We start from the raw sequence: 17,789 nt of genomic DNA, 5'->3' as shown, positions 1-17,789 counted from the left end.
TACATATTTGCAATTGCATCCCGCAACTACCGTGCATAGTGGGGAACTCTAGATTTTTGAGCCATCTGCCATTCTAATAACAGCTTCAGTAAGCACTTTTACGCTATGTACAGCAGGGCCTTCCAGTAAAATTCCGCACTCTAAATTTGTGGTCTTTGATCGCCGAAGAAGGTTTGCGGATCCGACATATGCCATAACACCATCCGCCAAAACGATTTTGGCATGAAAAGTTTCTTGTTCGGCATCTGTCCCACCATAATCGATAACTCGCGATACAGCGTTCTGAAGCCTCGCGCCGGCCTTTCCACAAGAAGTGAGCTGACCCGCATCCCTAAGGATCAAAATCCGTTCCAAAGCGGGTGTCTGTTCGAATAAATCAAGTGCCCAATCCGCGCCTACTCGATCAATGAATGGAATCATTATTATAAGGCGTTGTGCTGCAGAAGCTGCGATATGTGTAAATGCATCCGTAGTCCGCGTGAACGTAACATAGTTGCTCGCTATATCCTGCTCTAGAGCAGAGGATAGCTTACTTGGAGTTGGGGGCATTGTTACCACCAACCTCGCTTTTGCAGTCGAAGATGAAATTAGATCGTCAGTCATTTATGCAACGAGGGTCAAAAAATCCAATAATATCAGGGGCATCAGAAGGCTCCCACTCTGGGTTTGTGCCACCTTTCAAGCTTGCCCTAGAAAGTAACAAGTTAGAGGCGACGCAATTGATTTCAGATACCATAATGCATGCTGGGCAGGCCCCCCCTCGAACATCGCAAAGGCTTCCCGAACCGCACCGGAGCATACGTGGATCAAGCGCACGCTGCAGAAATTCTCGTGCATGATTGCGCCACATTGCCGAGATGTTTCCAAGGTCCGGGGTCATTCCTTTTCTGTATATAACGAACGCCAAATCGGCGGGGAAAATGTATTCACCTATCCCATCGCGATCTACTCCTGAAGTGTCAGCCAATGAATGTATCATTTGATGTGAAAGGCTGTGTAACAAGAGATAGACATAAGCTGGCAGTGTTCTGGGATAGACCCCACCCCTCTCGCGATCTTTGAACATTTCTAGGAAATGGCCAAAATCAGCATATTGCTCAAGGTAGGCGCGGCCCAAACCATAATCGGGTATATCGCTGACCTGGTTAATCTGAAGCCAGCGACGTACTCGAGCTTCATCGACACGGAAATACAGGGCTTCATTCTTCTGTTGGGTCACGTAAACAGGGTATTTGGGGCCCGCAACAGGAAGCTGGTCGAAAGCCTTCAATCGTACAGGCATCTTTACTGATCTACCCTTAAATTCTCGATGATAAATCGGTGAGGAAGAAACCCGGGTAAAGCCAAAGCTGAACTCACAAATTGGTAGTCCGCGGACCAATACCAATTGGTCGAGTCCCATGCGGTCTAGCAGGTTACCAACTGTATTCTGGTACTGATGCAGTGCTGCCGGATCATTTACGACGTTGCTAAGCGTAATATCTGGCTCCATAACATCCACTGCGCCGTGATTGGCGATTGCTTCATGAACGTGTTCACGTAGAAATGCGTCATGCTGGATTGTGAGTCTTATCGGATCAAACCGTTGGGTCCAGTCTTGGCGAGCAACTACACCTTGCGTTATCTCTTCGCTGCCCAATTTACCTCGAGCTACGAGCCCATTGGCAAACCAACTCTCGCGTATCTCAGATGCTGACTGTCGATATGAACGCGCTCTATCTTGTCTGTTGTCTTGGTCAGCACGAGTGGCCATGTTTTGGAAAGCTTCATAGTCTTCCCAATCACCCTGATGCTTCGTGCTAGCAGTGACCGCTTCTCGGATATCTTCTTCACTGGGCTCAACAAATGGGATTTGGTGAATTTCGGCCAGCTTTTTCGTCAATTCATTGACGTGATCTTGAGCCATTAACGCAACAACACCGTCGTCTTGGAACTCAATAAAGCCTGTGCGTTGAGGGTAAAACGCTGAGTTAGCCCGATAAGATACAGGAAGCATATTGACGGCGATCCACTCAAATTCAGTCCCCGTTGAGTCTTTCTCGGATTGCAGTTTTGCAAGAACTTCTGGATCAGCTTTCTTTAGGGGTCGAGTATCACCACAACCCTCACATATGTATCGCCATTCGGAAAAAATGGGCGCTTCATTCCGTAGGCGAAAATTTTGGGATCCACATGTACACATGCGAATTTGTCTAGCTTCACCTGTTGAGGAGTCAAAATTGTAGTTAAATGGACCAAGAGGAAGCAAGTTCCCGGACCAATGCACGTATACTACATCCACTTGCGTCCAACGTGCCGTGTGTCCATTACATTTCTTTGGAAGAGGCCTTCTTGCAAGGTCATCTATGCTGTGAAATTCGCGAATAGACCCGCATACGCCACAACGGAAAAGAAGCGGATAGGGCACATATCCTACCTTTCCTGGATCCGTTAGCTCGAAGGAGCGGCGTTCGATATTAACCACACCCGAGCGAGAATCGCGAAAGGGAGCATCTAAAATGAACTCGATTGGGGCCTCCGGAAGAGCTTTTCTCGCTCGCTGTCGCCAGTTTGAGACAAAGTCCCGCATGTTCTCGAAAATGAGATCAATTGTTGTGCTGCCGAGCTTATTGGAAATGTCATTGGATAATGGAACCGAACGACAAATTCCTTTACCACCTTCCCACGTCAAAAGAACTCCTGGTGCATAGGATGTTGCTATTTGAACTCTTGAACGCGACATAGTGGGAGGCTGCAAAATATCGTCTGTCAGACGAGTGCTGCCGAAGGCGGCCGGGCGCCTATTTGGAGAAGTACGCCAATTTGATTTCCCAGGAACTTCCTTAGCCATTTGCCCCCCCTTCTGCGTCTAAATCAGAAGCAAAGCCTCGTTGGGTTCGAATGGTGCGCATCACTTCCGCCAGGTCAGACCGGTTGATATCTGTTTTTCGGCTAGCCGCTTGAGGGTCGCGCCCGGCAGCCACGATATATCCTGCTTCGTCTACATCTCGTAGGGATGTCATAGGTTTTTGAAGGGCCGGTAAATCTTCCCAGTAGTCTACGAGAGTTCCACTAACATTTCTTTTCGACAAATCTTGGACGAAATTATCCACCTGCTTTTCGATCATCCCGCTATAAAAATCAGCATAATGAGGGGCGCCGATTTTGTTCGGGCCATGTCCCTGAAAACCTATAGACCGTAAGATAAAGTCTCCCAGATTATCACGAAAGGCCAGGCTGCCGTTCTTCGCCATTGACGAAAGGCGGCTGACTTGGTCCATCAATATTGATGCGGACTTTTGGGAATCAGTTCTTGCGAAAAAGTCTTTGATTTCTTCAAGCATGACCCATGCTTGAATATGCGACGCCAATGTTCGCTTAATTGCGTTCTCAGCCCAACGTTCAACGGCTGGTGAAGAGATCATTCTCTCCAGAAATCGGTGAAAAATATCGTGGGTTTCTACTACGTATCTGTCTCGCCTGTTCTGAGGTGTCGGTAGAAGCATCACAAAACCCACGTGTGTCCTGCCAACACGACTAGATGCTTGTATGTATTCGGCAACATCAGTTGGAAGGCCGGCAAAAAACATACTGTTGAATCGATCGACATCCACACCATGGCTAATGGCAGATGTGGCGACAATATTACGCAGCGTAGAAGTAATGTCAGGCAATTCCTTGTCTTCCAACGATGCCTCTGCATCCTCCATGATTGCTTGAATTTCCTTCATGTCCACGCCGCCAGAAATTAGACGACTATCGAAAGCGACGTGAGATCTGCCCAGCACGCGGTGTTGTTGCTCAACTGCCGCTCCCAGGGCATCCATAATTTGGTCGCCGCCTTTTTTATTAGTTACATAAGCCAAAGCAATACGATGAAGATCTATAAGCGCTAGAATGTCTTGATAACGGTTTTCATCTATTGCCCGCTCAATTGCTGCGCGGCGCCAGGAGCCAGAAAGGTCGGAAGCACATGAATCTCGCAATTCCTCCATGGCCTTCTGCCTAGTTTCCTTACTTAAGAGCTTGTCCCAGATCTCAGTAATAATTGAGTGAAATATCGCTAGGACATTCACAGTCGTCACTGTGTGGGTCGCGCCATTCGTAATTAGCGATACGTAGAGGCGCATCCATGGTGCCGTTGTTTCAGGAGTTAAGTGGGAAGGAAGACTACTCTCTAAATCAACTCGGGACTTATTGTGTCCTGGCGCATGTGCGGGCTCCGAAAAAAACGAGTGATAAATGTCTGGGCCAGGATACGGAAAACGAAGTGGTTGGCGTTGATACAGTGTTTCGAGTTGTTTCTCAGGTGCAGAAATGGTTGCCGTTGCTGCAATAATTTTAGGCATCCGTGGTCCACGGGCATGGTTCTCGTCCCAGACTCGGGAAACCTGAAGCTGTTCGCCCGCAAGGTCGTTAATTTCGTGAAAGATGTTTTCTAGCAGTGTGTCAAACAGTCCGCTAAATGTACCAAGGCTTTCTTCTAATAGATGTGCCTCGTCTTGAATTACCAGCGAAGGAAAGGGATCTAGAAAGACTTTTTCCCCACTCTGGTATGCGGGAAACACAGGCCTTAATCCGCTCGCTTCCGGACCAGCTCTAAGGGCTTCTTCGTTTCTGGGTGAACTCAGATTTCCATGAGCATCCATCCATCTTGCCATGCCAAACATTCCTAGAACATTTGCAATGGTTCCGACGGACTGACCTAGCATCGCCAGCTTGTCGACGGTGCCAAGAACAATCGATGGTGCTCTTGCATATATGGTGTCATCTGTCAGCAAAAATGGCAGCGGATGGCGTGTCCCATGAGCCCTGTTCCAATCGCATCTATCATTGAAACAAACAATGGCGGCACGTTTGCCCATCGGCCCGTCACGTTCATCACGACGTATTCCGGTCTTTTCTCCGCAGACCGGGCAATCCGGTACTTTATTGTATGCCTCCAACGACTCGCCATAAGGTGTTTGCGGAGAATCGGCTTGGTCCTCGGTGCTTGGTGCCAATAGCTTGTGATCATCCGGATGCGCAGGATCGTCAATTCGCGGGATTTCTGATCGGAACGCGGAATACCGGTTTGGAGTATTCTGGCCCCCCACCCAAAATCCGATTTCAAACGGCCAATGGCCCACCTTATTATTTCGGCGAACTAGCTCAACATGCACTAAAAGCTTTAAGAGCCTCTGAGCTTGTTGGAGAGTTAGCAAACGCAATGGGTACCTAATTAGGGCTGTAATTCCCCGATCTTTCCCGCGCAAGCGATCGATGAAGAGCGCAAAAATCAATGAGCCGTAAAAGGCTTCCGATTTTCCGCCACCAGTTGGAAAATATAGTAGACTTGCGCAGTCTTCGCTTAAAGCCTTGTCAAAATACTCGCGCCACTCTTTCATGCGAGAAGCGAAGACGGGCACGTGCGCAAGAATAAAGGCCATCTGAAATAGCCGCCATCCCCTTTCAGGATACTGCTTGTCCCGGCTGGCAAACGACTGATTCATCATTAACCAAGCACGCCAGGGCGAGGCAAGAGCCTCTAAAGAGGCCTTCTCCGCCTGATCAACCCCACCATCTAATCTCTGAGCATATTTTCTTGAAGCAATGAGCAGTTCAATTCCACGCTCGATGTATCGAACTTCTGCCCTTTGCGCTTGAAGGTCTTGCGCTAATCTATCCGCTTCTCGTGCCGAATCTAAATGATCAAGGCCTGCACCGACGATCGGTGAGAGTCTTTTCTCCTGTTGGTCTATCCAAGCACTATACTCCTCAGGTAACCTTCGAAGCGTTTCGACTTCAAAGGCTGGATCGGACAATATGGAGAATTGAGTTGGCACACTAACGTGTCGAGGAATAATCCTTGGCTGCACGAAACGTGGGGAAATATTCGTGCGCAATTCAATACAATCTTCTAGAGAGACCTTCGATACACCGCAATTTAGGCCAATAGCAGGGTAGCCCATATAGTCGCGGAAACGATAAGAAGGCTCCACCCTGTCAAGCTGCAACGGTCGGTGGGCATCTATTGGGAGGGTTACACATAGCTCAGTGCCAAAAATTGTGTTGCAACGCCTTTGTGCCTCCTGAACGGCCATCTCGGTTGACTGATTATCCAATGATATTCGAAGCGATATCCGGCTCGGATCAATAAACTCTTGCTGCCTCTCGACTTTTACGCAGACCTCAGAAAGGTCAGGAAGTACGTCTCCGCGAACAGCTGGAATTTCTTCCAGCGTTTTTAGTGTATGAAGCCATGCCTTTTCAGTTTGTGTTTGTGCTGGAGTAATCTGAACATTGCGCCAAGCAATCGAAGCGCCTTCGCTATTCAACCACGCATCCAGTTGTTCACCAACCACTTGTGAGAGTTCTTTATTGTATGCTTGAAGAATGCCTTCCAATGCGTCCAGCTCGTCGTCAGAACAAAATTGCAGGATCGGTAACGTCAGGTCTATTCTCTTCCACTTACCTGGAATTGGAGCAGGATCAATCAGCGTGAGCGGTATTCCTCGCCCATCCCTTATCAAACGATCTATCGGCACTGGCTGCATTGTTACATCGTCAGCCTCTCCTTCATCAGATGTATCTTGACTCTCAAAAGCCTCAGGTAACACTTCGCTCGAAGCTTCAACTTGCTCCAACTCAATGTTGTGCTCAGCAAAGGCAGATCGCCTCACTTCCTCCAGAATAGAGTTACGTTTTGCTCTAATTTCGGCTCTCTCTGTTTCGCTCAAAGAGTTCCAAGCCGGTCGATCAAGGCCAGCCGCCTTGAGCGCAGTTTGCCTATTTTCTCTAATTCTCTGTTCTATTTGTTTTTGAATGCTTGAATTAAGCTTGAAGTCGAATTCTAGGCCCCCTCCACTGGCAGCTAGCTCTGACCAATTTGGCAACACACGAACATAGACTGAAAATTTGGGGGAGATAGAGATGTTGGCCTTGCTATCGGAGCCTACAGCGAAATCAAGGCCAATCGTGGCAATACGAATATCTGATGTCTCGTCATCGCCGGCAGCTCCAAAACGAGGCATCAATTGTCCCGCGAATATAGCCCTATGTGGTGATCGTCCGTAGACTATTTTGCCCCGCTCGTCGGTGCCTCCAACTCGGGCTGTAAGTGTATTCACTAGAGAGTCGCAAATCGCTTCTTTGAGTTCGACATCAATACGACCCAGCTGTTCTCTTGAATACCCTTTCATGCCGCCTCCATACGTTGAATTTTTTCCACCGTAGCTACATATTCTTCCGCCATCAATCGTAGTTGGTGAATCTCATCAGCTCGCGAAGCGTTTTCCGATATGGCTGAATGGGGATCAGTTAGGATTCCTCTGAACGCGTCATGAAACACGTTTCCCGCGCGCAGTTTATATGACCTTTGCGCTACTACCGCCCAGCGCCAAAAAGCTTGTGCAAGACTGTCTTTAAATCCAAGAGCCGCAGTAAAGCGGAGAAAAGTAAATTGATCTTGCGGCGCGTGGGGAACCACCTCACTTAAGTCTTTTTCCAATTCGGCCTCAAGGTTGATCCAGTATCGAGCAGTATCAATTGATACCGAAGGCGCTCCCATATTCGATACCAATACCCTCAATCGCTCTGTCGTGGTTTGACCCGGTAACCGGGCAAACCTGGTCAATACTTGATTGTGGTATTCCCTAATCTCACAGGCAGCAGCAAACTGTATGTCCAAAAGTGAGCGGGCACGTTCAATAAATGCGGGACCAATAACACAAACTTCATCTCCAGGTTTCAGCGCGCCAGCTTGTCTTTCAACAAACGCCGAGGAGGCTATACCATCGTGTCGGACCACTATGCCTGTGGACTGACAGGCAAGAATGCGCTGTCCATTTTTCATTGAGATCTCGAGTAATTTCCGATCACCTCGAGCATCGCCACTAAGATCAACCAGGTTATTGGAGGGGTATTCGATGTCCTCCACCTGTTCTGGAATGTCTATCTGAACAGAGTGTCGGCCAATCTCTTTGACGCGACTATATGCTGGTGCAGCAAAATCCGAAAGTCGGACCTTGATTGTTGTATCGTCTAGCTCATCTGCCAATCGCTTCGCATCTTGAGAAGAAAGCAACAATGTATCTGCATCAGCTAAGACGATTAGTTGTTCTGGAAGCCAAGGCTCAGCAAAAGTCGCCAAAATAGAAGAGCGGGTTGGGGCAACGAGAATCGCTCGTTTGAACTGATTTCGATACGCGGGTGAAGACCTAGAAACCGTTCCGAATAACTCCGATCCGCCAAAGCGAAGCATGTCAGTTTCTACCCGATCATTCAGTTTTGGTTCCGCGGTTTGCAGTTGATCAATTGCAAATTCCGCTATCATATCGGATCGAAAAATCACTAGTGTTCTGGAACTCGATCTTAGGGAAGGCTTTATGACCTTTTTTAGCAATAAAGACATAGGCGTCTCTTGCTCAAGAATTCGCATGATCTCCCTTGCCTTGTTAGAAAGCTCCGAGCTTTCCTCAAGTTGGCTGACAAGGCTTTGAACATTTTCTAGTGAGGCCAGTTTTGCTCCAATACGGTAGGACGCAAAAAGATCGGCAGCCATCTCAACAGTCGTTTCCTCTATGAGAAATTTTGAAAGCGCTGCCAAAGACCCAGGCAGACTTGTCGAACGGCGAATGATAGCGATAACTTCCCTAACCAATTCGGCTTCGTGCTGAGATCCACGCTTGGTTAGCTGCTGAGCTAAACTCCTCAGCCTTTCAATTGTGCGCCCTGTTTCTCCATAAAAGCCATCGACTTGGATCTTGTTAGGGCCCTCAAGTTCATTTTGTTTGGATAAGCTGGGAGAAAGAATTGACTTATCGCGCGCAATAACAACCTGTCCGATCGCCGGGATTTTTTTGGCTTTAGCCCTTTTGCGCCTCCCCCATGGTGGAACAGACCCGAGCAGACCAAAGCGCGCAAACTGATAAACCCATGGATCATCGACGACCGCGAGTATCGGGACATTAGGTTGGTATTTCTTTATTGCTTCTATTGCCTTTTCAGCAACGGATCGCCAATCCCAACCCATCCGGCCACGCGCGGTATGGGAAAGATCAAGAATAAATATGTCAGGCTCTTTCTTGATAGACGTTAGTTGATCACCAAAGTCGTCTTTTGCTCGTATTGTGTAGATATAATATGCAGCTGTAGAAGGCTTGTTTACGTCATCAGAAATTGTGAACTTTCCGAAGTCCGTTTTGCTCCTCGTCCGCCAAAGAAGCTCACTATTTGCGGGCCTGTCGCCCTTTGGTGGTCCGTGCGGTACAATCTCATCTAAAATAGGATGTGCGAGTTCAGCGTAAGACTTACCATCGCGAGCCATCCCTTTTATCGTCAGTACACGAGACAAGGCTTTGTGGTAATCAGTCACAGCTGGAACGCCTTGACCATCAAGCGCGCGCTTAACATGGTCTAAGTGAATTGAGCCAAACCTTTTACTATCTAGCTGTACTTGCCTCGATGCAGCATGTGTACTTCTAGCGTACGGAAACAAAACTGCTCGAACACCATCGGCTTCTTCAAATGCATCCTCAGAAATTCCCTGCACCAGTACTTTTTTCCGAGAAGCACTTGCAACTGCTCCTAGGGTCAAAAGAGACACTATTCCCGACGGACATGCCTGTGATTGTGGCCACGTCATAACCACCCGAGGGCTTCCATCGTTCATTGCCTCTAGTGCCGCTTTTACCAGCGCGCTGTACCAAGGCGCTATTCTCGTTTCGGTCTTCGAGCCTAGGGCGTAGAAGGGAAACTCGGAGAGGGCCTTCAAGTATGCATCTACGTCCCTTCTGGGCCTAGTTTCTGACTCAATATCAGCACTCGCTTGAACATCTTTACGAGGTTTCGAGGCGTTTGCTTTCATCTTTTCAAGCAATGAGTCTCGACGTTCTTTTAAGGCTGCCTGTTGCTGTGTTCGGTCCTCTACCTTGTTCCCAAGTAGCCCTTGTTGTCTAAATCGCTTCATGGCTGTGCTCCTGGTTCGGAAGCATCGCCATACGCGATAGCTGCAGCAATCTCAGCATTTCCATTGTGGGCCTTGAGAGCCCTCGCAAACATTTTAGGACGAGGCAGATCCAGTTCTCGAAGTAACGAAACAGACACCGAAGCCGTGCCGGAAACTTGCCGATAACGCTTATCAACCGCCGATGTGTTCAATAATGCAATCGCTAAATCCAGCTTTTTTGGGTCATCGGCCGTTAAAACAATTGTATGATTTTCGGTAACAAACCCGCCCCATTTCGCTACAACCTTAGGGTCTACGACAGCTGCAATAAGGCGCCGAGGTTGACCATCATTTGTAGTGCGCTGCATTACCGCTGACGGACCGCTAACAATGGCCGAACTTGGTTGCTGGAACTTGACGAAATCGATCGAAGGCTTTGTTCTTCCAGCAGGATAGCATAGCCTTCCTGACCGTACGTTCTTCGCCCATATTAACGGATAAGTCAGCTTGCTGCTAACCCGCTTTCGCATTCGCGACGTTTCTCGATTCCAGACAAAATAGCCCACTTTTGCCTGCACACCGTAATCCGCGAGTTTAGCGCCACCTACCAATTCAGGATCGGTAGCTGGTAGGGGCCATGCAGCAGCTTTATCTTTTGGGAGCTTTACCTTTACGGGCGGCAAGCCATTTACGTCCTGGCCTATGATAGGAAAGTCTACCAATCGAGATGCTTGGTGGGGGGATCCCCTTCGTGCGACAAGGACGCTGACATCCTGTTGTACGTCTAGGAAAACACCATTACGCCCGTAGATGGACGCGATGGAGAGTATTTGCCCCTGTTTTCTGACAAACTCCCGCATACGGTCATAAAGAGGGCCAGCGCGGAAGCTGGAGGGGATCACGAGTGCAATCAGTCCTCCAGGCTTCGCAAGTCGAAAAGACAACTCTGAAAATAGCGCGTATTTATTGATGTGGCCGGGATGAGCAACTCGCATCCAGTCATCACCGCGAACATCTTCTGCAGTGACCCGACCATATGGCGGATTTGCGATTACTAGATCAAATTGACGCTGGACGGGTAATTGGAGTGAATCTGCCCTGAATATATTCTTGGGGTCTAGTTTGGTACCAAGTTGTTCTTCAATTAGCCGCCGCGAAAGGTGCGCCAATCCTATGTCAATCTCAATGCCAAACAGCCGACGAGCTACACTGTCGACGTCAATTTTGGCCCTTTTCATGCGTCCCGCTAGCGTGGAAAGAAATGCCGCACCACCCGCCGCAGGATCCATGACATTATGCCGCGCGATATCAAACCCTGCATCGACCACGAAATCGATCACGGCACCGGCAACAACTGGGGGCGTAAAATAAGTAGCTTGAGAACGACGAATATTTGGTGACAGCATAAGAGTATAGAGTGTGCCGACCCAATAGTGCTGTTCTTCCACCGGGAGTTTTGTCAGATATTCCCAGAACTGGTGCAACCTATAATCACTCGGCTTGCCGTTTAAAAAGCGTAAACATGCCTCTGCACGCGCAACTGGATCTGTATCGTCTTCTGACAAGACTCTAGCCGTGCAGCGAGCACTAGAGAGTAGATTCGACTTGCTTACAGCTCCCCCCCCCATAACGCCTCTTATTTATTATCTGCTGTTGGCCCTTCGGCGCTAATGCCCAGAGACCCACCCGCACCCCAATACTATTTGGGGTAGATTTACACAATCAAAGGATCGCCTCAACTAGGAAATGAGTACAGTTGAAGTGCCGGACTTTGGATACCGCTATGCGACCATAAGCAAAAAAAATATATGAATCAGTCTCCTCCATTAAAATGGAGCCTCAGTTCATCCTGCACATCTAGAGTGAATTCAATAAGTCTTATGCCTTCAGCGATCAAAGTCTCATTTCTGGGCTTGTTGGTCGGATCTCCCGACTTACCTCCATGAAACAAATTGTTTCTAATATTGCGAAGGCATTCAAATAGCATCTGCGTGTTCTGCGGGCGCTGAACATCTTGCCAGATGAGCTTTCTATTTTGGTCCACAACTTGTCGTTTGGGAGGCTCAGACAAAATTGTCGGACATACACCCATTTCAGCAACCTGCCCAAAAAATTGCTCCGGCAAATTTCTTGAAAACTCTACCCAATCAATTTCTGCCCTGCGCAAAGCACGGTCTGGATCAATTAACAATACCCCAGATTTCTTTATCGCAAATTCAAAGCGGCAGAATAACCTGAAGAAGTATTCTGAGTTTTCAAGCTCTTCAATATGAGGGACCGTGTCCATCAATGTACATCTCTGCCATGTACGGTTTGAACTGTAAGGCCTTCTAGCTTGATGGATCTATTCTCTGTCGAATAGAGTTCGCCTACGGTATATTTAGGGTTGTCAAGTTCGGGAGAAATAGTAGCTGTTGTGATAATGATTTGGTGATCAACATCAGAATTTTCACTTATTTCTGCAACGATGTTCTGGAAATTTTGCGACCTTACTTCCCTAACCCCCTTGTCTTCAATATTGTCCAAAATCATGAAACGAGGGAAATACATTTCGTTGTCTTCGAGTGACGCTTTAAATATCGCCAGAAGGAATGATACCTTCGCTATTGCCATACTACTGGCACTGTTGGTGACCTTCTCCATATTATTGAGATAGAAGCTGTCATCCCTAAAACTAAAGCTGAAACTCCTCAGGCCTTCAAAATCATTGTGATCTTTCAGGTCTTTGCCAATTATATCAATCGTGTTTGCGGAAATATCTGTATAGATTTTTGAACGGCGCTTCGTGAGACTGACTTCTATATTCTCAACATCACGCGTTAACTTACGAAAACGTCTCTCGGCTTCTTCCAGATCGTTCTCGATAGTTGCCAATTCCCCGAATTGAAGCTTGATGTTTTCTAGCTCATCTAGATGAGCTTCTAGTGCGCCAACTTCCTTCGCTTTTGAGGCTACAAAAGTTGCCTGGGGTGAAGTCAGGCTATTTCGGAATTTAGCCAAGTCCCTTTCAACCTTCTTGCATTCCTTTTGCTCCTTGCGAAGCTTTTCCTTTGCCTTTGCTATGTCACTTTTTGCCTTTTCCTCCATTTTCTGGCTCTCTCGGATTTGCATTTCAAGATCCAGGCGAGCTGCGAGCGCTAACGGGTTCTGATCCCCTGCTTCCAGGGGGGCGCCGCAGACGCTACATGCTTCTGGTTGCTGAGGAGGTAGGTCTTTGAAGCAAGATGGGCAGTGCGTGTACCGGATGTGGCCTAGTGCATCGAACACTTCGTTGGCATCATCGAAATCCTCAAGCAGCCCCTCAAGGTGAACAATAAACCTTGAGCGTTCTTCATTTTCATAAGAAAGAATTTTTAGATCTTCCTCTGCCTTCACCAGTCGCTTCTGATGTGTAATCAGCGCCGACTGAAGCCGACTTTTATCCTTACGGACTTCTTGATCATGCGCTAAATCATATGAACTTTGCGCCTCATCTAATTCAGATTCTGAAGACCTAAGCTTCTGACGAACCGTTGAAATTACTGCTTCGATGTCGATTTTGGCATTGTCGCTGAAAGACGCTAGCAACTTCGAAAGAGATCGATATGAGGATTTTAAGTCGCCTACCTTAGCTTGAACTTCCTTTAATTCAGTTTTTTTTGCAAATAGCTCAAAGTCCCCTACGCCGCACAAAAGTTCGCCAATAGCTTGTTGGGTATCCTTGGAACTCCAGTCATCGCTCCGATAAATATGAAGAGAATCCGCAAACTGGTCCGAATACAGCAATCGAAGTAGCTGATACATTGTCATCTTCGTGTTTAGCGATGATGGGGCCTCAGGGATCCCTAGTGCTTTAAAGAGTACTTCACTAAAGCTGAGTGCCCTCTGCTGTCTGGAATATGCATGGGAAGTCCAACCATTGGCGTGTTTTATAGCCTCTTCGTACGGGCCGTAATATATGTCGATGGGAAGCTGGTCTTCTGTGGAAACTGTCCGCCTGAGCGTGAGAGGAGTGCCGTTAGCCTGAATTTCGAGAATAACCCGACTACACTCAAGTGCGATCGACTTCCAATTTGTATGTTCCCCGCCCAGTGCAAAATATATGAAATCTACTACTGTAGTTTTCCCGGAACTATTCCCTTTGCTTCGAATGATATTGAGCCCATCATGAAACTGCTCATCGAAGACCTTGATACTTCTTGAGTCAACGTCCCTCAGCACTACCAGTCTGTTGACCTTAAGATGTGACATTTGTGCCCCCATATATGCCTGCCCGATCCAAAAGGCCCTCAGGGCCGTTAAATTCATAAACGGCCAAATCAGAATGCAGAAATTCAAATACCTCTGGACTTCGGGCTACTCGAGCGATCGCTCGCTCCAGAATCTCGGAAGGTAGCTTCTCTAAGTTAAGTTTGATTTTGTCGTCGCGAAACTCATTAACATCAATTACTTGTGTGGCGATCATTTGCGATATGGCAGGTCGTTGATTGCTGCGCAGACGACGGTATAAAATTTTGATGTCCGGTAACGTAGCAAAATAGGTCGCTGCTGGAGCCACGCCAATTTTCTTAAGGGTCCTTTTTTGCTCGTGAGTAAGGGAAAGTTTGTACAAAAGCCCTGGAAATAAAACAAATAGATCTAGAAACCGGGCCCTATCCATCGGCATTACCTGACCCTCGATTACACTCAGAGAACTAATCAGGCGAAAGCAACAATGATATGGATCCATGAATGGATGCCACAATCTATGTTTCATCTTTCTTCCCCCAATCCAGATGGCAATTGCCAGTTAGATAATAGACGCCGTCCATCACCTTGCCGTGGCTATAGGCCTCCTTCTTGTCGGTCTCGAGAATAGGTGAAATGACACTGCTTTCGAGTTTGGTATCTATCTCAGTATTGCTGGCGCCATCGTGAATAACGGTTTCAACATTCTTAAATCTGCTATAAATGTCGCCCAGCAGCTTAATCTGGACTTCTGTTACAGTCTCAAACAGACCATATTTCTGCAGCTTCATGGCTGCTCGCTCCTTAGACCGCTCAGCCTTCGTAACCTCATACGAGCGTCCGGCATCACACAGTTTTTGTTCTAACGTGCGTCGGTCTCCAGGGGCCTTCGCTGTAAAATAATCATAGTCATCTAACAGCTCACTCTGGTTCAGCCCATCCTGTGCGAATTCAGTGCTTTTTTTTTGAATCTGCTTGCAGATATATCGGTAGACAGGATCTTTGATTGACGTAGGCTTCGCGATCTCGATGTGATCTTTGTCCGTCGGTCTGACCATAACGCCCGGAATGCCAGGATTTGAAGAAACAGTAGATACCACTTGGGTTACACCGGCCGTCTTTTCGGTTTCGGCGAAAACTATGGTTTTGATGTTTTTCGAACAGTTATCTCTGTACCAATTGTCAAGTTCGTAGGTCGGCTCGTGTCCAGATTTAAGCTCGGTAACAATTTTCTTAGGCTTTATCAGACCACCAGTTAAAATTTTTGCCAAAGCCGAGCCAAAGTTGGCAAGAAATGATCCATTGTGGGGCGTGGCAAGGAAGATCACAGAGTCTGTATTTTCAAAGATTCGATGGACATCTTCATCGACTGAATCGAAAGCAATCCTCAATAGCTTTTTGGTGATCAACCCACCCAAACTATGAGTAATAAATATAATTGGTCGAGAACCAATGTCTTCCGTTTCAAATGATGTTATTGCTGCCTGAGCTCTCTGCAAAATTGACATTCCGTCATCGGAAAGAATTGACCCTGCTGCCCCTGCAGGGTGATTAAAGACCCAGACGTTTGCTGCAGGAAATTCTTCTGATAGCCACCTCGGCCAAAACCCCTCTGGTTTACCGTTGTGGCTCCAGGAAGAATGGGCATCCCCCATAAGCCCATGAATAAATACAATATCGAAAGCAGCGTGCTCTTTCCAACTGCCCACAACATATAAGTTCATATCACTCATATAGGATGTACCCCTTACCTCACTGGTTGTACTTTATAGCGAGGTCAATAAAATGCAACAGATGCATGATTTTTGCGATAGGTTTGCTATTCACCCCTTATCTCACAATACTAGCTCCGCAAAAATTCAGCCTTAAACTTTAGCGCGGCTGCGCCAGGAATGGTCAATACATAAAGACACTTCGAAATTCGCCATTAGCGCGGTAAAATAACTTCAGTTGTCTTTGTCCCCAATAATAGTAGAGCAAGGAATCGCAACTTGATTGAAGTTCCTGATATGACCCCAGCTTCTAATACACGAGCAGCAACTCTCATTCTCAGGCTATTTTCTCTTTGGAATTTATCCAACGAAATTGCCTATAAGCTGCTGGGCCACTCAAGTAAGAGTACCCTTCAGTCTTGGGAGAAGAATAGTGGAGAATTGTCCATCAGCCAGAGTGACCTAATACGAATTGGAGCACTTCTGGATATTCATGCTCAACTGCGCACACTATTCGGTAGTCCGGAAAACGTGTACCATTGGATACACAGAGACAATTCGGAGTTCTCTGGGCACTCGCCCCTCTCAGTTATGATGTCTGGAGAAGATGGTATCGGCCAAGTGCGCCAGTATCTGAGCTGGTCCCCAAAGCTTGGACAGTTTCAGGGCTAAATTAAGCTACAGTTTCGGTCTCTGATCATTGTTTTCCATTGTTGGTTCAGGCTGCCTTGTCTGCCGCTTGGAGGACCGGGCCGAGGCCCGGGCCGGAGAGCGGCAGACAGCCGTGATAGATTTCCTTCGGCGTACAGCCCGAATGGGCGCTATGAGGCCTGAGGCGGTTATAGAAGTCAACCCAGGCCCGGATGCCTGCCCGGACCTCCCGGCCACCCTCGAAGGCGTGCAGATAGACGCACTCATACTTGAGGCTGCGCCACAGCCGCTCGATGAAGATATTGTCCATGCACCGGCCCTTGCCATCCATCGAGATGCGAACCCCGGCCCCGCGAAGCCGCTGTGTCCAGGCCCATGAGGTGAACTGGCTGCCCTGGTCGGTGTTGAAGATCTCGGGGCTGCCATACCGATCGAGCGCTTCATCGAGGGCATCGAGGCAGAACTGGACATCCATGGTATTCGACAGCCGCCAGGCCAGCACCTTGCGGCTATGCCAATCCATGACCGCCACCAGATACAGGAAGCCCCGCGCCACAGGAATGTACGTGATATCGGCACACCAGACCTGATTGGGTCGGTCGATCCGCAAGCCCTTCAATAGATAAGGATAGCGCTTGTGCCGGGGATGCGGTGCGCTGGTGTTGGGCTTCTGATAGATCGGCATCAGGCCCATGAGCCGCATCAGCCGACGCACCCGCTTGACATTGATCTGATGGCCCTTGCGTCTCAGATGCCAGGTCATCTGGCGGACACCGTAAAAGGGCGTATCCAGGAACTGCTGGTCGATCTCGCGCATCAGGTCCAGGTTCTCGGGGCTCTCGCCCTTTGGCTGATGATAGAAGCTCGATCGGCTCAGCGACAGCAGTTGACACTGGCGGGTGACGGACAGCTTGGGTCGGCGCTCAATCATGGTCCGCCTCACTTCTCGGTCCATGGCTTGAGCGCGTTCACTAAAAAATCATTCTCGATCGTCAACTGCCCGATCTTGGCGTGAAGGTCTTTGATCTTGCCCGGATCGACCTCCGCTTCCTTCTTGGCGGCCCCACGCTCGAAGATGCCGGCGGCATTCTCCAACAAGGCCTTCTTCCACTGGTGGATCATCGTCGGGTGAACCCCGAACCGGCTCGACAGTTCCGCAACCGTCTGTTCGCCTTTCAGCGCCTCAAGCGCCACCCTGGCCTTGAAGTCGGGCTTATACTGTTTCCTCTTGGACATATTTGGTCTCCGTAACTGAGACCAGAAAACACGTTTCCATAGCTTACGTCACTGTCCGATTTCCGGGGACCAGCTCA

At 48.3% G+C, this 17,789-nt stretch carries 11 protein-coding genes; 1 reads left to right on the top strand and 10 read right to left on the bottom strand.

Translation table 11 applies throughout. From position 1 onward, the window contains the following. Positions 1 to 48: 48 nt before the first annotated feature. From KORLAC_RS00055 to KORLAC_RS00015, 9 genes are all read right to left on the bottom strand, one after another. Positions 49 to 603, bottom strand: coding sequence for a phospholipase D-like domain-containing protein (locus KORLAC_RS00055; RefSeq protein WP_068300914.1), 555 nt, complete (start codon positions 601 to 603; stop codon positions 49 to 51). After that, positions 596 to 2,830 carry a hypothetical protein gene (locus KORLAC_RS00050; RefSeq protein WP_082714403.1) on the bottom strand — a complete coding sequence of 745 codons (2,235 nt, stop codon included), beginning with the start codon at positions 2,828 to 2,830 and terminating at the stop codon, positions 596 to 598. Before KORLAC_RS00050 ends, KORLAC_RS00055 begins: the two co-directional genes overlap by 8 nt. Continuing rightward, entirely contained in the window at positions 2,823 to 7,160 is a 4,338-nt protein-coding gene (locus KORLAC_RS00045) for a DEAD/DEAH box helicase family protein (RefSeq protein ID WP_068300904.1), read from the bottom strand. Before KORLAC_RS00045 ends, KORLAC_RS00050 begins: the two co-directional genes overlap by 8 nt. Beyond that, entirely contained in the window at positions 7,157 to 9,928 is a 2,772-nt protein-coding gene (locus KORLAC_RS00040) for a hypothetical protein (RefSeq protein WP_068300902.1), read from the bottom strand. Before KORLAC_RS00040 ends, KORLAC_RS00045 begins: the two co-directional genes overlap by 4 nt. Continuing rightward, positions 9,925 to 11,472, bottom strand: coding sequence for an HsdM family class I SAM-dependent methyltransferase (locus tag KORLAC_RS00035; protein ID WP_206594818.1), 1,548 nt, complete (start codon positions 11,470 to 11,472; stop codon positions 9,925 to 9,927). Before KORLAC_RS00035 ends, KORLAC_RS00040 begins: the two co-directional genes overlap by 4 nt. Positions 11,473 to 11,720: 248 nt before the next feature. Continuing rightward, a complete protein-coding gene (locus tag KORLAC_RS00030; RefSeq protein WP_139167667.1) occupies positions 11,721 to 12,197 on the bottom strand; it encodes a hypothetical protein in 477 nt (158 codons plus the stop codon). Beyond that, entirely contained in the window at positions 12,194 to 14,137 is a 1,944-nt protein-coding gene (locus KORLAC_RS00025; RefSeq protein ID WP_068300887.1) for a coiled-coil domain-containing protein, read from the bottom strand. Before KORLAC_RS00025 ends, KORLAC_RS00030 begins: the two co-directional genes overlap by 4 nt. After that, entirely contained in the window at positions 14,124 to 14,642 is a 519-nt protein-coding gene (locus KORLAC_RS00020) for an ABC-three component system middle component 5 (RefSeq protein WP_068300884.1), read from the bottom strand. The genes KORLAC_RS00025 and KORLAC_RS00020 overlap by 14 nt, the downstream gene beginning before the upstream one ends. Beyond that, complete coding sequence (locus KORLAC_RS00015; protein ID WP_068300881.1) at positions 14,632 to 15,846, bottom strand: ABC-three component system protein; 1,215 nt, start codon at positions 15,844 to 15,846, stop codon at positions 14,632 to 14,634. The genes KORLAC_RS00020 and KORLAC_RS00015 overlap by 11 nt, the downstream gene beginning before the upstream one ends. A gap of 276 nt (positions 15,847 to 16,122) precedes the next feature. Between KORLAC_RS00015 and KORLAC_RS19220 the strand changes: the two genes are divergently transcribed. Continuing rightward, the gene (locus KORLAC_RS19220) at positions 16,123 to 16,497 is read left to right on the top strand and encodes an antitoxin Xre/MbcA/ParS toxin-binding domain-containing protein (RefSeq protein ID WP_074519518.1); all 375 of its coding nucleotides are present in this window, start codon (positions 16,123 to 16,125) and stop codon (positions 16,495 to 16,497) included. A 46-nt stretch (positions 16,498 to 16,543) separates the two neighbouring features. On the opposite strand, the gene KORLAC_RS00010 is transcribed toward KORLAC_RS19220, so the two are convergent. Continuing rightward, positions 16,544 to 17,712, bottom strand: a protein-coding gene (locus KORLAC_RS00010) for an IS3 family transposase (protein WP_420913266.1) whose coding sequence is annotated in 2 segments (ribosomal slippage) — positions 16,544 to 17,442 and positions 17,442 to 17,712 — 1,170 coding nt in all. Because the reading frame shifts where the segments join, the coding sequence is not laid out codon by codon here. Positions 17,713 to 17,789: the final 77 nt, after the last annotated feature.

This window comes from Kordiimonas lacus, from assembly GCF_001550055.1.
Classification (GTDB): Bacteria; Pseudomonadota; Alphaproteobacteria; order Sphingomonadales; family Kordiimonadaceae; genus Kordiimonas; species Kordiimonas lacus.
This window is presented reverse-complemented; position numbering and strand designations above follow the sequence as displayed.

Bases quoted from the DNA above. Each gene is read 5' to 3' on its own strand.
- KORLAC_RS00055 (WP_068300914.1), bottom strand. From the start codon at position 603: ATGACTGACGATCTAATTTCATCTTCGACTGCAAAAGCGAGGTTGGTG.
- KORLAC_RS00050 (WP_082714403.1), bottom strand. From the start codon at position 2,830: ATGGCTAAGGAAGTTCCTGGGAAATCAAATTGGCGTACTTCTCCAAAT.
- KORLAC_RS00045 (WP_068300904.1), bottom strand. From the start codon at position 7,160: ATGAAAGGGTATTCAAGAGAACAGCTGGGTCGTATTGATGTCGAACTC.
- KORLAC_RS00040 (WP_068300902.1), bottom strand. From the start codon at position 9,928: ATGAAGCGATTTAGACAACAAGGGCTACTTGGGAACAAGGTAGAGGAC.
- KORLAC_RS00025 (WP_068300887.1), bottom strand. From the start codon at position 14,137: ATGTCACATCTTAAGGTCAACAGACTGGTAGTGCTGAGGGACGTTGAC.
- KORLAC_RS00020 (WP_068300884.1), bottom strand. From the start codon at position 14,642: ATGAAACATAGATTGTGGCATCCATTCATGGATCCATATCATTGTTGC.
- KORLAC_RS00015 (WP_068300881.1), bottom strand. From the start codon at position 15,846: ATGAGTGATATGAACTTATATGTTGTGGGCAGTTGGAAAGAGCACGCT.
- KORLAC_RS19220 (WP_074519518.1), top strand. From the start codon at position 16,123: ATGACCCCAGCTTCTAATACACGAGCAGCAACTCTCATTCTCAGGCTA.